Annotated in this window: 16 protein-coding genes; 11 read left to right on the top strand and 5 right to left on the bottom strand. The window is 59.2% G+C overall.

What is annotated here, in order from left to right:
- Positions 1 to 12: 12 nt before the first annotated feature.
- The 5 genes from H9X81_RS02390 to H9X81_RS02370 form a co-directional block, all read right to left on the bottom strand.
- Positions 13 to 2,046, bottom strand: coding sequence for a carbohydrate-binding domain-containing protein (locus H9X81_RS02390; RefSeq protein WP_204719555.1), 2,034 nt, complete (start codon positions 2,044 to 2,046; stop codon positions 13 to 15).
- A gap of 21 nt (positions 2,047 to 2,067) precedes the next feature.
- The gene (locus tag H9X81_RS02385; protein WP_191392446.1) at positions 2,068 to 2,763 is read right to left on the bottom strand and encodes a DUF4956 domain-containing protein; all 696 of its coding nucleotides are present in this window, start codon (positions 2,761 to 2,763) and stop codon (positions 2,068 to 2,070) included.
- On the bottom strand, positions 2,756 to 3,475 hold the full coding sequence (locus H9X81_RS02380) for a polyphosphate polymerase domain-containing protein (RefSeq protein WP_204719553.1): 720 nt from the start codon (positions 3,473 to 3,475) through the stop codon (positions 2,756 to 2,758). Before H9X81_RS02380 ends, H9X81_RS02385 begins: the two co-directional genes overlap by 8 nt.
- A 184-nt stretch (positions 3,476 to 3,659) precedes the next feature.
- On the bottom strand, positions 3,660 to 4,907 hold the full coding sequence (locus H9X81_RS02375; RefSeq protein ID WP_204719551.1) for a sensor histidine kinase: 1,248 nt from the start codon (positions 4,905 to 4,907) through the stop codon (positions 3,660 to 3,662).
- Positions 4,904 to 5,578 carry a response regulator transcription factor gene (locus tag H9X81_RS02370; protein ID WP_204719549.1) on the bottom strand — a complete coding sequence of 225 codons (675 nt, stop codon included), beginning with the start codon at positions 5,576 to 5,578 and terminating at the stop codon, positions 4,904 to 4,906. The genes H9X81_RS02375 and H9X81_RS02370 overlap by 4 nt, the downstream gene beginning before the upstream one ends.
- 230 nt (positions 5,579 to 5,808) lie before the next feature.
- Here H9X81_RS02370 and H9X81_RS02365 point away from each other — a divergent pair, with 230 nt between their 5' ends.
- From H9X81_RS02365 to H9X81_RS02315, 11 genes are all read left to right on the top strand, one after another.
- Positions 5,809 to 6,648, top strand: a complete 840-nt coding sequence (locus tag H9X81_RS02365; protein ID WP_204719547.1) for a VanW family protein — start codon at positions 5,809 to 5,811, stop codon at positions 6,646 to 6,648.
- Positions 6,645 to 7,427: an EcsC family protein gene (locus H9X81_RS02360; RefSeq protein ID WP_204719545.1), complete on the top strand. Its 783-nt coding sequence runs from the start codon at positions 6,645 to 6,647 to the stop codon at positions 7,425 to 7,427. The genes H9X81_RS02365 and H9X81_RS02360 overlap by 4 nt, the downstream gene beginning before the upstream one ends.
- A 120-nt stretch (positions 7,428 to 7,547) precedes the next feature.
- Positions 7,548 to 8,798, top strand: coding sequence for a DNA polymerase IV (gene dinB, locus H9X81_RS02355; RefSeq protein WP_191392451.1), 1,251 nt, complete (start codon positions 7,548 to 7,550; stop codon positions 8,796 to 8,798).
- A gap of 108 nt (positions 8,799 to 8,906) precedes the next feature.
- Positions 8,907 to 10,037 carry a hypothetical protein gene (locus H9X81_RS02350; protein ID WP_204719543.1) on the top strand — a complete coding sequence of 377 codons (1,131 nt, stop codon included), beginning with the start codon at positions 8,907 to 8,909 and terminating at the stop codon, positions 10,035 to 10,037.
- A 329-nt stretch (positions 10,038 to 10,366) separates the two neighbouring features.
- Complete coding sequence (locus H9X81_RS02345) at positions 10,367 to 11,722, top strand: MATE family efflux transporter (RefSeq protein WP_204719541.1); 1,356 nt, start codon at positions 10,367 to 10,369, stop codon at positions 11,720 to 11,722.
- Between the two features lie 150 nt (positions 11,723 to 11,872).
- Positions 11,873 to 12,445, top strand: a complete 573-nt coding sequence (locus H9X81_RS02340; RefSeq protein ID WP_204719539.1) for a sigma-70 family RNA polymerase sigma factor — start codon at positions 11,873 to 11,875, stop codon at positions 12,443 to 12,445.
- Between the two features lie 144 nt (positions 12,446 to 12,589).
- Positions 12,590 to 12,868 (top strand): zinc-ribbon domain containing protein, encoded by a 279-nt coding sequence (locus H9X81_RS02335; protein ID WP_177502842.1) that lies wholly within the window; start codon positions 12,590 to 12,592, stop codon positions 12,866 to 12,868.
- A 155-nt stretch (positions 12,869 to 13,023) separates the two neighbouring features.
- The gene (locus H9X81_RS02330) at positions 13,024 to 13,791 is read left to right on the top strand and encodes a tRNA (adenine(22)-N(1))-methyltransferase (protein WP_177502843.1); all 768 of its coding nucleotides are present in this window, start codon (positions 13,024 to 13,026) and stop codon (positions 13,789 to 13,791) included.
- Complete coding sequence (locus H9X81_RS02325) at positions 13,718 to 14,815, top strand: Nif3-like dinuclear metal center hexameric protein (RefSeq protein ID WP_204719536.1); 1,098 nt, start codon at positions 13,718 to 13,720, stop codon at positions 14,813 to 14,815. The genes H9X81_RS02330 and H9X81_RS02325 overlap by 74 nt, the downstream gene beginning before the upstream one ends.
- Positions 14,808 to 15,161, top strand: coding sequence for a DUF3784 domain-containing protein (locus H9X81_RS02320; RefSeq protein WP_204719534.1), 354 nt, complete (start codon positions 14,808 to 14,810; stop codon positions 15,159 to 15,161). Before H9X81_RS02325 ends, H9X81_RS02320 begins: the two co-directional genes overlap by 8 nt.
- Positions 15,162 to 15,233: 72 nt before the next feature.
- On the top strand, positions 15,234 to 16,994 hold the full coding sequence (locus H9X81_RS02315; RefSeq protein ID WP_204719532.1) for an Rqc2 family fibronectin-binding protein: 1,761 nt from the start codon (positions 15,234 to 15,236) through the stop codon (positions 16,992 to 16,994).
- Positions 16,995 to 17,329 lie beyond the last annotated feature (335 nt).

Below are 17,329 nucleotides of genomic sequence, written 5' to 3'. Positions count from 1 at the left end.
TGGAGGAAGGAATTATGTACCGGAAGTCTGTGCCTCACTGCTCTGGGAAGCGGACGGGTCAGGAGCCGTACCCTGGTCGGGGCGTTCGCCGGGGTTCCGGCTGCCGCCGCGTCCGCCGCCCATGCCGCCACCGATGCCGTCAGCCCGGTAGCTGATGGTATCGAGGGTGACTTCGGCAGAATTGGAGCCGGCAGTCACCGTATAGGCCGCACCCTGTTCCAGTTCCGGAGAGCTGAACAGTACCGAGGAGAAGTTCTTGGTGCTGTCCCAGGAGAAGAGTTCCGTGCCGTCTGCGTCCAGAACGGTGATGGTACAGGGAGTGGAGTCCGGGCTGAGAGCGATCAGCATCGAGGCTTGGGTGGAGCTGTCTCCGAAGGTCTGCGCCATACCGACTGTGCCGGTAGCGGCAAAGGTACCGCCGGTGATTTCAGCTTCCCCATTGCAGTCCAGAGCCGAGTCAGCACCGCTGGTCGGTCCGGCTACATAGGTTACGCCGCCGGTGATCCGCAGATCGCCGTTGGAATCCAGACCATCGCCGTCCGCATCCACAGTCAGGGCGCCTCCGGAGATGGTGATGCAGGCTCCTTCGGTTACGGCAAAGGCGTCACCGCCCCGTCCGCCAAATCCGCTGGAGTCCGCTCCGCCTGCGGCATTGAGTCCGTCATCACTGGCTTTGACCGAAATGGTACCGCCGGAGATGTCGATGCTCAGGCCTTCGATCCCCTCATAGCTGTCCGCAATGGTGAGATCACAGTCGGTTATGGTAACGGCGTTGTCGGCATGGATGCCGTCGTCGCCGGTGGCGATGGTATAAGTTCCGCCGGAAATGGATATATCTCCATTGGAATGAAGGGCATCATCGGCAGTGTCCAGGGAGAAGGTGCCGCCGGTGATCATCAGCTGTGCCGAGGCTTTCAGACCCTTGGTGCCGGTCTCGTCTGAGCTGGTATCTGTTGTATCGGAAGCGGCGGGATCAGCAGCGGCATCGTCTGTGTTGGAGGGAGAATTGACCGATGCCGATGAAACACTCGTGGGAACATCTGTCCCCGCTTCGGAGCTCAGGTCGTCCGGCTGGTTTTCCGGAGGAGCAGAGGGCTGCGTGCCGGTTTCACGATCTGCGGGCGGCGTTCCGGTTGGACGACCCCCGCCAAAGGACTCTGTGGAAGTGTGTTCCGGCGCGTTGGCACTGCCTCCTCCGGTTTGGAGCGAGAAACTGCCGTTATCGACCTGAAGGATACTGCTGCTGCTGATCCCATCGCCTTCCGACTGTATTGAGAAACTGCCGTTTGCGATGTACACAAAGCCCAGGGAAGAATCATCTGTATTTTCTCCGTGGATGCCGTCCTTGCCGGACTGGATGGTAAGGGTACCATCGGCAATGCGGACGCTGTCCTTGCCGGACAGTCCCTGGCTGGCGGCAGTAATGGTATAGGTGCCGCTGGTTACAGCCAGGTCATCTTTGGATACGACCCCATGACCAGCCGGAGAAGAGATGGTCAGGGTGCCGCTGCCGTTGAGGGTGAGGTCACTCTTGGAAAAGACAGCGGCGTCAATGTTGTTGTCATCTATGGCGACATAACTGTCCCCGCTGGACAGGCTGTTTTCACTGTCCGGGGCAGTGGTGAGGAATACCTTGTCTGCCTCCCGCACATAGAGGGCGGCGGAGGTTTCATTGGTAATGCTGGCATTGTTTAAGACAATCTGCACCTTGTCGGTGTCTTCAGCGTCCACCATCAGCATGCCGTTTTCGAGGGTACCGGAGATTACATAGGTGCCCTCATCGGTGATGGTGATGGTGCTCCCGTCAATGGTGACCGCATCGGAATCACAGGAGGCAGTATCGCCTTCCAGTGTGATCCGGGCAGCGGTTTCAGCATCGTAGCCGGTTTCCAGATCCCGTGCGGTAAAGAGATCGGAAGCTGCCAGGCCAACCTGCAGGGTCTGGGTCTGGGAGGAGGAATCCTCCGCGGTGGTGGTAGTCTGACTGGAACAGCCGCTCAGCAGCAAAGCACAGCAGAGCAGGACTGTCAGGAATTTTTTCTTCATGGGTATCTGCGGCCTCCTTTTTTACAGCTCGCCGATGGCGGTTTCCTGCTTGGATACTGTGATCTCCAGGTTTCCGTTGCGGCAGCGCAGCCGGTCAATGAGTGATTTTTCCGTGCGGCTGTCCCGCAGGGTGATGTTGTAGGTCAGCCGGAACAGGCTGCCCATATTGGTGGTTTTCACCGAGGTCAGTTCATATTCCCGGGTGAATTCCCGCAGCGGCTCGTCAAAGACATCGCTGTAATCCAGATCCTCGGGGATGGTGATGTGCAGGGTCTTGTAGAGGGAAGCGCCGCCGTCGGCTTTGGCGCTCAGCATCCGGAAGAGCAGTTCGGCGCCGCCCAGCACCAGGGTGCAGAGCACGGCATAGCCCAGATAGCCCATGCCGGCGATGAGACCGGCTGCCATTGCCAGGAAGATGGCGCAGATTTCCCGGGCGGTGCCGGGAGCGGAACGGAACCGCACCAGGCTGAAGGTGCCGGCAACCGCCACACCGGTGCCCACATTGCCGTTGACCATCATAATGACCACGCAGACCACAGCAGGCAGCAGGGCCAGAGTGACCACAAAGCTGCGGGTATAGCGGGTATGGTACTGGTAGAGGGCAGCCAGGATCAGGCCGATGCCCAGGGAAACGCCCAGGCAGGTGAGAAACTCCGCCGGGGTAATGATGACGGTCATATCGGTATCGAACAGACCGCGGAACAGATTGTCAATCATGGAAAGAGCCTCCTCGAACAGATTGGTACAGGAACTTCTGATAGGCAGTTCCGTATTTGGAAAATGAAGTCTGGTAGATGTGGAAACGGGTCAGCACCGAGGTGAGCCATAATGGCAGACCGCCGGGGGTCTTGAGTTCCATCAGGGTGCAGCCCTCCGGAAGCAGCGAAACGCCGTAGATCTCCGAACCCAGGGAAAAATCCCGGTTCCGGCAGAGGATATTCTCATCAAAGGTGACCCGGAAATCGCTGCCGTCGGTCATGCGGAAGGCCTCCCGTTCATAGGAGAGGAAGGCAGTGGGCCGCAGGGGCGAATAATAGCTCCGGAAGTATTCGATCTCATCGGCGATCTGGGACTGAAGCGGCAGAGGGGTGTTCTCCCGAAAGCTCTGGAGGGCTTCCTGTTCGGGCAGCACCACCCGCCGTTTGTAGACCACCGACTGGTATTTCTTTTTCAGCTCCACAAACACCGGATCATCCGGACAGGCCGGCTGATAGCTCCGGATTCGCAGTTTTTCCTTATAGGCTGGTTTTTCCAGCGAACGGCGGATCAGACGGAAGGAGTCCGTATCAAAATAGACATTGCGGATGGTGGTGCGTCCATACTCATCCAGTTCCATATAGGGACTCATTGCCTGGAGGATCGCCTCCTTTTCCCGGGCACCGAGCAGGTATTTGATTTCATATCGCTGCATAGTGGTGATGCAGGCCATGGCGGGTCGCCTCCTTGTGTTTTTTGGAATGAGGTTATTATAGATCGCTAACCCTAACCAAACTTAAAATCAGGGCTTAAATTTACTTAAAATTCCAGTTCAGGGACAAAGCGGCCTGCCCAGGGGCAAAAAAACAGCCTGCTGACCAAAGCCAGCAGGCAGATAGATACTATGCAATACAGGATCAGTTCACCGGCAGGGTGACGGTGATCCGCAGGGAATGCCCGTCCTCGGTGGAGGCGGAGATCCGTCCCCGGTGGGCAGCGGTGATGGCTGCGGCAATGGAGAGCCCCAGCCCATAGCCTCCGGTCTGGGAGTTGCGGGAGCTGTCGGTGCGGTAGAACCGGTCAAACAGGTGGGCAAGATGTTCCCTTTCCATCACAGGACAGGTATTGTACACCGAGAGGTGCAGGTTTTTCCCCTGACGCCCCAGCTCCAGCGAAATGGTGCCGCCGGGTTCGGAGTATTTCAGAGCGTTGTCCAGCAGGATGGAGAGAAGCTGCCGCAGGGATTTTTCATCGCCCTTGTAGGAGAGCATCGGCTCGATCCGGCTGGTGAAGGTCTTTTCCTGGGTACGGGCCAGGGCCTGGAAGGAGCGCACCATCTCCTCTGCCAGATCCGAGATGGGGAATTCGATCATGGCAACGGGCGCCCGGTCCTCCTCCATCCGGGAGAGCAGGATCAGGTCGTTGGTGAGTTCTGCCAGCCGCCGGGTCTGGGTCTGGATGTCGGTGAGCCATTCATTCTCCCCCAGATCCATCGACAGGATCTCCGCATCGGCGTCAATGACAGTCAGCGGGGTTTTCAGCTCATGTCCGGCATCGGTGATGAACCGCTTCTGCTTTTCATAGCTTTCCGCCACCGGCTTGATGATCCGCCCCGAGAGCAGGATCAGCAGGAACAGCACCGCCAGCATACCGCCGAAGCAGACTCCAATGCCGGTGAGCATGAAGTTGCGGTAGGAATCCAGATTCCGTCCGCAGTCCAGGAAGATGATCTGATACCCCTGGTCGTTGGCGTGAACCAGGTAGCGGTAATCCCCCAGGAAGCCCCGGGTACTCTGTTTTTCCCAGATGGTGCGGGCGAATTCCATGGCAGTTTCGCTGTCAATGGCGGCGATCCGTCCGGTGTTGGTGGACAGGATCACCCCTTCTTCATTGAGCTGGACGGTGAAATAGCGGGTTTCGTAGGGGAGTTCCGGAGAGAACTGCCGGATCTTGTCCGGCTTGCCGGGAACCCGTCCCTCCAGGATAAAATCCTCGGATTTGGGAAAGACACCGCCGTTATCCTCCAGAATGGAGAGGGTGAAATCGGCATTGTCGGTGAGATTCTGCCAGCTGACCACCGCCATGGTTCCCATGATGACCGTCAGTACAATGAAGAGCGACAGCATGGACACTGCCACCAGCCGGATGCGCAGGCGCCGGATCATGCGATCTCCTCCAGACAGTAGCCCACATTCCGGGTGGCACGGATCTGGATATTGGCGCCCAGGGCCGAGAGCTTCTTGCGCAGGTAGGAGATGTAGACCCATACCACGCTGATCTCGGTTTCGCTGTCATAGCCCCAGATCTTTTCCATCAGCCGTTCAGCGGAGATCAGGTTGCCGGGATTCTGCATCAGCAGCTCCAGGATCTGGAACTCCCGGTTCGCCAGCCGGAAGCTGCCGGTGGGGGACGAGAGCTCGTAGGTGCGCTGATCCAGGGTGATATTGCCCATCTGCAGCACCGAGCTGGTCTGGCTGGACTGGGCCCGGGTCATGGCCCGGATGCGTGCCAGCAGTTCCCGGGAATGGAACGGCTTGGTGAGATAGTCATTGGCACCGCTGTCCAGTCCCAGCACCTTGTCGTCCACCTCCGATTTGGCGGTGAGGATCAGTACCGGGATCTTGCTTCCCCGGCTCCGCAGTTCCTTGAGCACTGTGATGCCGTCCTTTTTGGGCATCATGATGTCCAGGATCACACCGTCATAGTTATCCGCCGCCAGATATTCCAGAGCGGCTTCTCCGTCATATACTGTGTCCACCGAATAATTGCTTCGCTCCAGAATGGTGGCGAGCGCTTTGGACAGGGCTCTTTCATCTTCTGCCAGCAGCAGCCGCATATATATCCCTCCAGTCATCAGCAGTCTCCGGCATGGAGCTGGAATTTCCAGTTTCCAGTATATACCGTCCGCTTTAATTGTAGTTAAAAAGTGGATTTTCGGCTCTGATACCTTATTTTAGCACAGTTTCGCCGGGATGTCATGCGGTGCGGGGACAGCTTTCCTTTTGGGACGATCCGCTGTATAATGGACATAGACAGATGCCGCTGCACGGGCAAGGAGGAAGTACCATGAAACGAAAGCTGTTCTGTGAAATATCCCCGCTGACCTACCGCATCTCCACCAAAAAGGAGATTCTGATGCGGAAAATCCGGGATCTGCCGCTCCGGGGGAAGTTTGCCCGGGTCAAGCAGGAGGAACTGCTGCCGGTGCGGATCAAAAAGCACGCCTCCCTGATCCGGCGGCGGCTGGGAAATGTGGATATGCAGCTGCAGGAGAACAAGGCGGTGAACCTGAGCCTGGCAGCCCCCTGCATCGACCGGGTGCTGATCCGTCCCGGGGAGATCTTCTCCTTCTGGACGCTGGTGGGCGATCCCTCAGCCCGGCGTGGATTCCGGGACGGCCTGGTAATCGCCGGCGGCAAGACCGGCAGCGGCGTGGGCGGCGGCATGTGCCAGTTCACCAACCTGATCCACTGGATGGTGCTGCACAGCGACCTGGACATCATCGAACATCACCACCATGACGGCATGGATCTGTTCCCCGATTACGGACGGCAGATCCCCTTCGGCACCGGCACCTCCATCCTGTACAACTATCTGGACTACCGCTTTCAAAACAATACCGACCGCACCTATCAGCTCACCGTCTGGACGGACGGGGAGTACCTGCATGGGGAACTGCTGGCGGATCGTCCCCAGCAGTACAGCTATCACATTGAGTGCCGCAATGAGTTCTTCTCCCGGGAGGAGGACGGAGTCTACCGCAACAATGAGATCTGGCGGCACAAGATCGATGTCCATACAGGCGAGGAGGCAGAGGCCGTGCTGCTGCGCCGCAACCACGCCAAAATTGCCTATGATCCCGCCGGTCTGACGGTGGTGGATCTCAGAAAGGAGAAGCAGTCATGACCGATCCGCAGAGCTGGCAGAGAGAATGGGCCCGGCAGCTCCGGGAGGAGAACCGCTGGCGCCGTAAGGCGATGCACCGTCAACCCGGGGAATTGCAGGCCCGGATCGCTGAAAAAGTGCCGGAGACGGTGCGTGATACGCTGACTGCCGCCTTTGGGGCAGCGTTTTCCGCCGCGCTGGCGGGAGAACCTCTGCTGCGCCGCACGGCCTCCCCGAAAGCGGAGGTCCGCCGGCTGGCCCGGGCCGAGGAACAGCTCCGGACGCCGGAACGGTTCAGCTCGGTGCGGGGAACCGGACGCTCGGCGGTGCTCTCCGCTGCCGCGGCTTCGGCTGTGCGGGGTTCGGGGCTGGGACTGCTGGGCATCGGCCTGCCGGATATTCCGCTCTTTGCGGCGTCCCTGCTGCGCAGCCTGGGACAGATCGCCCGGGGCTATGGCTACATCACCTCCACCCGTAAGGAGCGCCGGATCATGCTGCTGGTGCTGGACGCCGCTCTCACCGGGGGAATGGAGTACCCGGCGCTTTCCGACCAGCTGGATCAGGTGCTGTCCGGGACAGAGCTGACCGGCCTTTCGGAACAGGAGCTGGCGGACCGGGTGGCCGGCAAGCTGGCGGAAGAACTGCTGGCAGCCAAATTTCTTCAGGGAATCCCGCTGGCAGGCGCTGTGGGCGGTGTGCTGGACAGCCGCCTGACCGCCCGTCTGCTGGACTATGCCGCCCTCAAGTACAATCGCCGGTTCCTGCTGGACCATCGCCCGGCCGGAGCCGCAGAACTGTGATTTTTACTCCGCCTTCCGGCAGGTTTTTCCGCCCCGGAAGGCAGTTTTTTCACCTTTACAAAGAACATATGTTCGTTTATAATAGAGGTAACGAAACGCCGGAAGGGAGGAAAAAGGCTCATGGGAAAGGAACGGGTGATCCTGCACTGTGACCTCAATAATTTCTATGCGTCGGTGGAATGCCGGTACGATCCCCGGCTGCGGGAAGTGCCCATGGCAGTGGGCGGTTCGGAGGAGAACCGGCATGGCATCGTGCTTGCCAAAAACGAGCTGGCAAAGCAGTTCGGCATCAAGACAGCGGAAACCCTCTGGCAGGCCCGGCAGAAATGTCCGGAACTGGTGGTGGTGCCGCCCCACTACGAGCGCTACTATGAGGTATCCCGGGCAGCCCGTGCCATCTATGCCCGGTACACTGACCGCATCGAGCCTTTCGGCATCGACGAATGCTGGCTGGATATGACCGGCAGCACCCTGTTGTTCGGCAGCGGGCGGGAGATTGCCGAACGCCTGCGCCGGGAGGTGCGGGAGGAACTGGGAGTGACCATTTCGGTGGGGGTCTCCTTTAATAAGGTATTTGCCAAGCTGGGCAGTGACCTCAAAAAACCGGACGCGGTTTCGGAGATCCCGCCGGACCGGTTCCGGGAGATTGTCTGGGGGCTGTCGGCCCGGGAGATGATCGGTGTGGGGGATTCCACAGCCCGGCGCCTGGAGTCCATGGGGGTGTACACCATTGGACAGCTGGCCCGGTTTGACCGGAAGCTGCTGGGCAAAAAGCTGGGCAAGCACGGCGATGCCCTGTGGCAGTGCGCCAACGGGGAGGATCGCTCGCCGGTGGCGCTGGAAAACGCCGAAGAGGAAGTGAAGAGCGTGGGCAACTCGGTGACCTGTCCCCGGGATCTGCAGACCGCCGGGGAAGTCTGGTCGGTGCTGCTGCTGGTGGCGGAGTCGGTCTCCCGGCGGCTGCGGGAAAAGCAGCTCTGTGCCGGACTGGTGACGGTCACCATCAAGGATAGCCGCTTTGGCTATACCGAACACAGCCGGCGCCTGGAATACAGCTGCCGGGATTCCACCGATCTGGCCCGGGCGGCGATGGAGGCCTTTCAGGAGCGGTACCGCTGGGATCGTCCGGTGCGGGCGGTGGGACTGCGTGCCACCGAGCTCACCGATGAGGGGGAGGCCGCCCAGATCAGCCTGTACAGCGGATTTTCCGAGGCCTGCCGCCGGGAGGCAGTGGAGAGCCGGGTGGACCAGCTGCGGCAGAAGTACGGCAGGGAGATCATCCGGCGGGCGGTGCATCTGGAGGAGGAACAGCGCAGCCATCGGTTCCATGGCAGCGATCCCGACCCGATGCCCACCTTCCACAGCCGGTAGAAAAATGCAGTCCGGTGCGGACAGCCTTGCAAAAGCGGCCCGGCTATTGTAAGATGGAAGGGTAAGATCCCGGCGGGCAGATCTGCCGGGCACAGGAGGGACAGCGGTATGGACGAGAAGATCTTTATCATCGGGTTCGGATTCATCGGGCGGTATCTGGCGCCCTGTTATGAGGCTCTGCTGGGGCAGCCCGGCCCGGGGAATGTACTGGCGGTCAAGGCCAGCACCCGGGGACTGGAGGAGCTGCGGCAGCAGTATCCCTACGCCATTTCGGTGGGGGATACCGCAGCTGTACTGGAGCGGGAGCATCCCAGCATCCTGGTGCTGTGTCCGCCGCCCACCGAGGTGCCGGGCATTGTCCGGGAGATTCTGGCGCCCTACTTTGAGCGGTGCCGCCGGGAGGGGAGAAAACTCCCGGTGATCTACACCTTTGCCCCCACACCGGCAGCGGACTGGTTCCGGGACGAGCTGGGGGAGGGGACACTGGCAGCCAAGATCCTGCCCAATGTGGTGGACCGCATCGGCTCCATCAACATGGCGCCCATCGGCACCAACTTCATCTCCCTGGACCCCCGGGCTCCTTGGCCGGAGGCGGAGCGGGAAAAGCTCTGCCGGTTCCTCTCGCCTTTCGGGGAGAATATCTTCCTCACCGATGACGATTCCCTGGCGCTGCTGGCAGTGAAGATCACCGCCCACATCTTCTACGAGATCAGCTTCTCGGTGGCGGATGTCTGCGGGAGCCGGGGCATCCCGGTGACACTGGCCCAGCTGGGTTCGGCAGTGCGGGCGGCCCGGTTCTCGATGCCCGACTGTCAGCTGCCCCAGCTCTGTCCCTGCGGCTATGACGGCCTGCCCGACCGGGTGGCGGAGTTCATGCGGCGGCTCACCCTGGCCTGGTATGCCGGCATCGAAGCCTATGCGGGCAGCCTTTCCTACACCATTCCGCTGGAAACGGTGCGGCATATCAACTCCCTGTCCTTTGAGCTGAATGTGCTGCCGGTGCAGCTGGAGACCCGGGAAAAACTCCATGAGAACACCCGCAACCACGGCACCAAGGGCGGTGTGCTGGAAAAGGGGTGCGTCTTCTTTGAACGGTACCTGCGCCATCCGCTGGAGGAGATGACCGCCCGGGTTCTGGACGGGGAGTGGGAGGAGGACTTCTTCGACTTTGTCCAGGGCATGAGCTATACCATTTCGCTGGCGGCATACCGGCAGTCCTACCGGCTCACCGGACGGTAAAATCCCGGGACAAAACGACAGAGGATCTGCTTTGGAAAGCCCGGAATGACAGAGATCCTTCTCTTTTATATTCAAAAGGAACAGCGGAATGCTGTGTTTTTATCCCAAAACCACCGGGAAATTGTCGGGGACGATGAACTTTTCCGGGAGGATTTTCCAGCGGTTTACAAATCGGATGGTTTATGTTAAGATTCAGTTACAGCCCTTCCGCAGCGGCGGAAGCAGCGCTGTGAAAAGTGAAAAAAGATGAGTTCGGCCCTTTTTCCGTTTGACCGATGCCCTTTCGGGCTGCCAACGAAGAGAGGGCCTTTTTGGTGAGAGGAGCGTATATGGGAAAGATCTTTACAAATGACCCGCCCTTCTATCAGCAGCTTCGGGCCATTGCCATTCCGGTGGCGGTACAGAACCTGATCACAGTGGGCGTCAGCATGCTGGATACCCTCATGCTGGGCAGTATGGGTGAAGTACAGCTTTCCGCCTCTTCCCTGGCAAACCAGTGGTTCTTTATGCTCACCGTAATCAACTTCGGACTGGCAGGCGGCGCCAATGTGCTGGTGGCCCAGTACTGGGGCAAGGGCGAACCGGCGGAGATCCGCAAGGTGCTCTCCATTGTCTACCGGATCAGCGTCTGCATTTCGCTGCTCTTCTCCCTGGGAGCCCTCTGCTGTCCCGAGATCATTATGTCCATCTTCACCAATGACGCCGAAGTCATTGCCGCCGGCTGCCGGTACCTCACTGTCATCGGCTGGGTTTACCCCCTCTATGCCCTGGGCAACAACACCATTATGCTGCTGCGGGCCGTGGGAACAGTGCGCATCTCGCTGGTGGTCTACTCCACCTCCTTTGTGGTGAATGCCTTCTTCAACTGGGTATTCATCTTCGGCAACCTTGGCGCGCCCCGTCTGGAGATCCAGGGCGCCGCACTGGCTACTGCCATCGCCCGTGTGGTGGAATTCCTCATTGTGGCCTGGTTCCTGTTCCGGCGGGAGCATAAGATCCAGTTCCACCTCCATGACCTGCGCCGGTTTGACCGGGTGATGTTCGGGGCCTTTGTCCGGGCGGCAACCCCCATTATCTTCAATGATATGATCTGGGCCATCGGCAACTCGATGATCACCATCATCATGGGCCGCATGGGCAAGGAATTTGTAGCTGCCAACTCCATCAACTCGGTGGTGATGCAGTTTGCTTCGGTGGCGCTCATGGGTACCAGCTCAGCGGCGGCTGCCATCATCGGCAATACCATCGGCGCCGGCGAATACGACCGTGCCCGGGACCGTGCCCGCACCCTGATGTACATCGCCGCCATGATCGGCGTGGCAGCCGGTGTGCTCATCTTCACCATCCGGCCCTTTATCCTCGGCTTCTACAATATCACCGAAGTCACCCGCGGCTATGCCATGTCCTTTATGGCGATCACCTCGGTGCTGGTGTTCTTTATGGCGCAGTCCAGTGTCAGCATGATGGGTACCCTCCGGGGCGGCGGGGACGGCAAGTTCGTCATGGTCATCGATGTCATCTTCATGTGGATGATCTGCATTCCCCTGGGTTACATAGCGGGTCTCCGTCTGGGACTGGCTGCTCCCATCGTCTACTTCATCATCAAGTGCGATGAGATGATCAAAAGCGTCATCGGAGCAGTCCGGGTATACCGGGGCCGCTGGATTCGGGATATGACTGTTTGATTTTTATCGAATACTTACAAAAAATAATCTTATTTTTCGACAAAAATAATTCTACTTGACAAAAGTTGGTTTTTGGAATAGAATGAAACCACATCACGAGCATTCACAGACAGCCAAGAGAGCTGCCGGCAGAAAGGCACGGTGCAGGATTTGACCCGGATTTCAGACGAAGCGCTTCTGGAGCGCAGCCAGCACGGTGAATATGCGGCATCGGCTGAACTGATTGTCCGCTATACCCCGGTGGTTCTCTACTATGCTGAGCGGTACTGTTACCTCGGCCTGGAAAAGGAGGATCTGATGCAGGAGGGCATGATTGCGTTGCTTTCGGCCATCCGCACTTACCGCGGGGACAGGGGAGCGGCGTTCCGCACCTATGCTTCCCGGTGCATCTCCAATGGGCTTGCCAAAGTGGCGGCCTCCCAGCTGCGGGCAAGGAATATCCCGCTGGCCCTCACCGCTCCGCTGGATGAGGCGGGGAATGTATCGGCGCCCAGTCAGGACGAACCCGAGGAGATCGTGATCCGGCAGGAACAGAGCCGGGACCGCAGCCACCGCATGAAGGCGGAACTATCGGAATATGAGCTGGCCTGTCTGCAGCTTCTGCTGGACGGCTGCTCCTATGCTCAGATCGCCGGGCGTCTGGGACGCACTGTCAAGTCGGTGGACCGGGCCCTGGGCCGAGCCAGACAGAAACTCCGCCGGGCACTGGCAGAACCGGTGTGAGCCGGGCATTTTCTCAAAGCTTTGTTTTTTGAGTCTTTTTTATATAAAAAGGCTTGCAATAAATCTACCCACGGCATATTCAAAAAGTTCACCTTTTTCGTTTCTCCGGGGTAAAAACCATTTTCTTCAAGAGAGGTAAAAGCTATGTACACAGACAAGACACTGGTATGCAAAGAGTGCGGCAAGGAGTTCGTATTCACCGCTGGTGAGCAGGAGTTCTATGCAGAGAAGGGCTTCCAGAACGAGCCGCAGAGATGCAGAGAGTGCAGAAATGCCCGCAAGAACAATGCCCGCCCCGAGAGAGAGATGTTTGACGCTGTATGCGCCAACTGCGGCAAGCCCTGCAAGGTTCCGTTCCGTCCCCGTGAGGACCGTCCGGTTTACTGCAGCGAGTGCTTCGCTGAGATGAAGGAAGGCCACTAAGGGTTTCTCCCCTCTGAACTGACACGAAACCAAAGCCTGTCCACTCCGGTGGATGGGCTTTTTCGTTTTGCGGTAGGAATTTTCCGGAAGGTGTGGTACAATAGGCAGGAAAGCTGCGAAATTGCCCTCGGGCATTTGAAACAGGAGGGACTGTCTTGATAGAACTGAGCAATCGACTGGGACAGATCGCCCGCATGGTCCAACCGGGCAGTGTGGTGGCGGACATCGGCACCGACCATGGACAGCTGATGGTCTATCTGGCACAGAACGGCACAATCCGCCGGGGCTATGCCTGCGATATCAACGAAAAACCACTGAATAAAGCCCGGCAGATCATTGCGGATTACGGCCTGGAGGACCGGATCGAATGCGTACTGGCTTCGGGACTGGATGGTCTCCAGCCGGGGAGTGTGGATACGGTGGTCATCGCCGGAATGGGCGGGGACCTCACAGCCCGCATCCTGGATGCTGCCCCCTGGGTCCGGGAATATCATACCCGGCTGCTTCTGCAGCCCATGACCAAACCGGATCATCTGCGGGAGTATCTCTGTCGGGAGGGCTTCCGGCTGGAACTGGAAAACGCAGTGATCAGCGGCAAATTTGTCTATACCGTATTTTCTGCGGTCTATGACGGGATACCCCGGGAACTCAGCCTGTTGGAGCGATATATCGGGCGGGTACTGGACGGGGATTCTGCCGATACCGACCGCTATCTCATGCGCATCCGCCGCAACCTGCTGGGACGGATCGCCGGGATTGACCGCTCCCGCAGCGGTGACCCGGTCCGCCGCACCGAATATGAAACCGTGGTACGGATGCTGGAAATGATTTTGGAGGAGCGTGGATATCATGTCGAATGTCTCGATGATCTATGGGAAGCTGAATTCGCTGGCACCCTTTGCAACCCAGGAGAACTGGGATAACAGCGGTCTGCTGGTCGGGGACCCGGATGCGGAAGTAAAGACCGCGCTGGTGGTGCTGGACATCACAGCTGAGGCGGTCCGGGAGGCCCGGGAGATCGGGGCAGAGCTTATCATCAGCCATCATCCGGTGATCTTCCACCCGCTCAAGAAGGTGGAGAGCGGCAGTGTGGTCTGGGAACTGGCTCAGGCGGGGATCTCTGCCATCTGCGCCCATACCAATCTGGACAAGGCACGGGGCGGGGGCAACGACTGCCTGGCAGCGGCACTGGGACTGGAACATGTCACCAACTATGCTGTGGAAGGCCGGGAGAAGCACTATAAGCTGGCTGTCTTTGTACCGGTGAGCCATGCCGAAGCTGTACGCCATGCCATGATCGGGGCTGGAGCCGGGACCATCGGCGGCTATACCGGCTGCACCTTCTCGGTGGAGGGCACCGGACGGTTTGTACCCGGAGAGGGGACAAACCCCTGGTTGGGACAGCCCGGACAGGAGGAATCGGCAGCGGAAGTACGCCTGGAAACAGTCGTGCCCGCCGGAAAACTGGATGCGGTGCTGACAGCCATGCGTCAGGCGCACCCCTATGAGGTGCCCGCCTTTGATGTGGTGGAATCGGTGCGGGAAGGCCAGGAGATCGCCATCGGACGGATCGGCGAACTGCCTGAGCCCCTCTCGCCCCAGGAGTTTGCCCGGCTGTGCGCCGACCGCCTGAATGCCGGGGTGCGCTGGAACCGCAAGGGCCGCACCATCCGGAAGGTGGCAGTGCTGGGCGGTGCCGGCGGGGACTATCTCCAATCGGCAGCGGCTGCCGGTGCGGATGCTCTGGTCACCGGGGAAGCCAAGCACCATGAATATCTGGAAGCAGTCCGCATGGGGATCACCCTGCTGGATGCCACTCATTATGCCACCGAACAGGTGGTACTGCGTCCGCTGGCGGAGTACCTGACCGCCTGCTGTCCGGATGTCCGCTTTGCGGTGGGCTGCGGCGGAGACGCGCTCTGCTTTACCGGTGGCTGCCGTGGCTGATCTGCGCCTGGCAGGAACCGTGGCCTGTGCCGCTCTGGGAGTGCTGTTCTGCCTGCTGGGCGGGGGATTTTTCCTCGCCGGGCCGAAGGCTGCCCTGTTTGTGAGCGGGTTCGGTACTCTGCCGCCCTCGGAGCGTGCCCGGTATGATACCGCCGCTCTGAGCCGGGACTATGCCCGGCGGTTTCTGGGCTGGGGCGTACTGCTCCTGGCAGGGGCCGGAGCCTCCGCTCTCTGGAGCGCATGGGCTGCGCTGCCGGCACTGGCAGTCTGGCAGGTGCTGTTCTGGCGGCAGGTGCGCTGGGACCCCGAGCGGGCATTTGAACGATATGATCTGAAACAGAAATAAGTTTGATTATGATACAGCCCTGCGCTCGGCAGGGCGGGCAGATGCTGCCCATAAGAGTAAGGAGGTGCTGTTATGCCGCTGGACGGAGCGATGCTCAGTCAGGTAAAACAGGAAATTGAAACAGCGGTGGGGGCCCGGGTGGACCGGATCACCCAGCCGGGCCGGGAAGAGCTCATTGTGGCGCTCCGGGGCCGGCAGGGCGCATACCGGCTGCTGATCTTGGTGAATGCCGCCAGTCCCCGGGTGCATTTTACCCGGGCGGCGGTGGAGAACCCCAAGACCCCGCCCATGTTCTGCATGCTCATGCGCAAACTCCTGGGCTCAGCCCAGCTGACTGAGGTGCGTCAGGCAGGACTGGACCGTATTCTGGAGCTGGATTTTGATACCATTGACGAGCTGGGCGACCATGTGACCCTGACTCTCTGCGTGGAGATCATGGGACGGCACAGCAATCTGATTATCCGCCGCCCGGATGGGAAGATCGTGGATTCCATCAAGCGCATCGACACATCCATGTCGTCGGTGCGTCCCATTCTGCCCGGGCTGACCTATACCCTGCCGCCGGCTCCGGCTGAAAAACTCAATCTGCTGGAGGCATCTGCGGATGCAGTCATCGAAAAACTGCGCAGCGAACCCCGGCAGATTGAACTCTCCCGCCGTCTCCAGGAGTGTCTGCAGGGTGTTTCGCCGCTGCTCTGCCGGGAGATCGCCAGCTTTGCGGCCCGGGGCGTGGAAAAGACTGTCTTTGAACTCACCCCCGAGGAAACGGACCGGCTGCGGTTCTACCTGGAAACCCTCACTGACAATATGAAGCAGGGCCGCTGCACCCCCATGATGCTGGTGGATGAGAGCGGCAAGCCCAAAGATTTCTCCTTTGTGGAGATCCGTCAGTACGGGGACCGCTATACCGCCCGGGAGTTTTCCACCTATGGGGAGCTGCTGGACGCCTTCTATTCAGAAAAGGACGCCGCGGACCGGATGCGCCAGCGTTCGCTGGATCTGCAGAAGCTGCTGGCTGCCACTCAGGAGCGTATTGCCCGCCGTCTGGACAACCAGCACCGGGAGCTGGAGGAGAGCGCCGACCGGGAGAAGTACAAGATCTACGGCGATCTGCTGGCGACCAATATGTACTCCATCCAGAAGGGCGACCGTCGGGCTGTGGTGCAGAATTACTATGAGGAGGGGTACCCCGAGGTGGAGATCCAGCTCGATCCCCGTCTGACCCCCAATCAGAATGTACAGAAGTACTATAACGAGTACCGCAAGCGGGATACGGCTGAGAAGAAACTCCGGGAGCAGATTGCCTCGGGCGAGGCGGAGCTGGCCTATATTGAGTCGGTGTCCGACCTGCTGGCCCGGGCCCAGACCGATGCGGACCTCACTGCCATCCGCCGGGAGCTGTCCCAGGAGGGGTATCTCAAGCACTATGCCTTCAAGGGGAAGAAGGAGGAGAAGCTGCCGCCGCTGCGGTTTGAGTCAGATGACGGCTTTACCATTCTGGTGGGACGAAACAATGTCCAGAACGACCGGCTGACCCTGCGGGAGAGCCGTGGCAATGACATCTGGTTCCATACCCAGAAGATTCCGGGTTCCCATGTCATTGTGGTGACCGAGGGCCGGGAGGTGCCCAACCGCACCCTGGAGCAGGCGTGCATTCTGGCGGCGACCCACAGCCAGGCAGCGGAATCGGCAAAGGTACCGGTGGATTACACCCAGGTGCGCTATGTGAAGAAGCCGAACGGAGCCAAGCCGGGCATGGTGATCTATGAAACCTATCAGACCGCCATTGTAAACCCCGACAAGGAGCTATCCGAGCGTTTGAGAGTAAAATGAATCCAGAGTACAGCGGGCCTTTAAGACCCGCTGTATTTGTTTCTGGAAGAGAAAATGAAAAAACTTTGCAAAAAGGTGTTGACATCTGCCGGAAAGCATGATATTATAACTAAGCTGTCCGATGCGGACGGCGCCCGACAAAAAGGGCTTTGAAAAAACCGAAAAAAAGTGTTGACAAAGCTCCTGAGTTGTGGTAAGATAAACAAGCTGTCCCGAGAGGACAGCAAAGAACCTTGAAAATTGAACAGGAACTAACGAGTAAGTAGAACCCTTGAACAATACTTTGAGAGTAATTCAAAGGAACAGATAGACGAAGCGAAAGCCAAGTTTGTTTG

It is taken from the genome of Hydrogenoanaerobacterium saccharovorans (assembly GCF_016901815.1).
Classification (GTDB): Bacteria; Bacillota; Clostridia; order Oscillospirales; family Ruminococcaceae; genus Avimicrobium; species Avimicrobium caecorum.
This window is presented reverse-complemented; position numbering and strand designations above follow the sequence as displayed.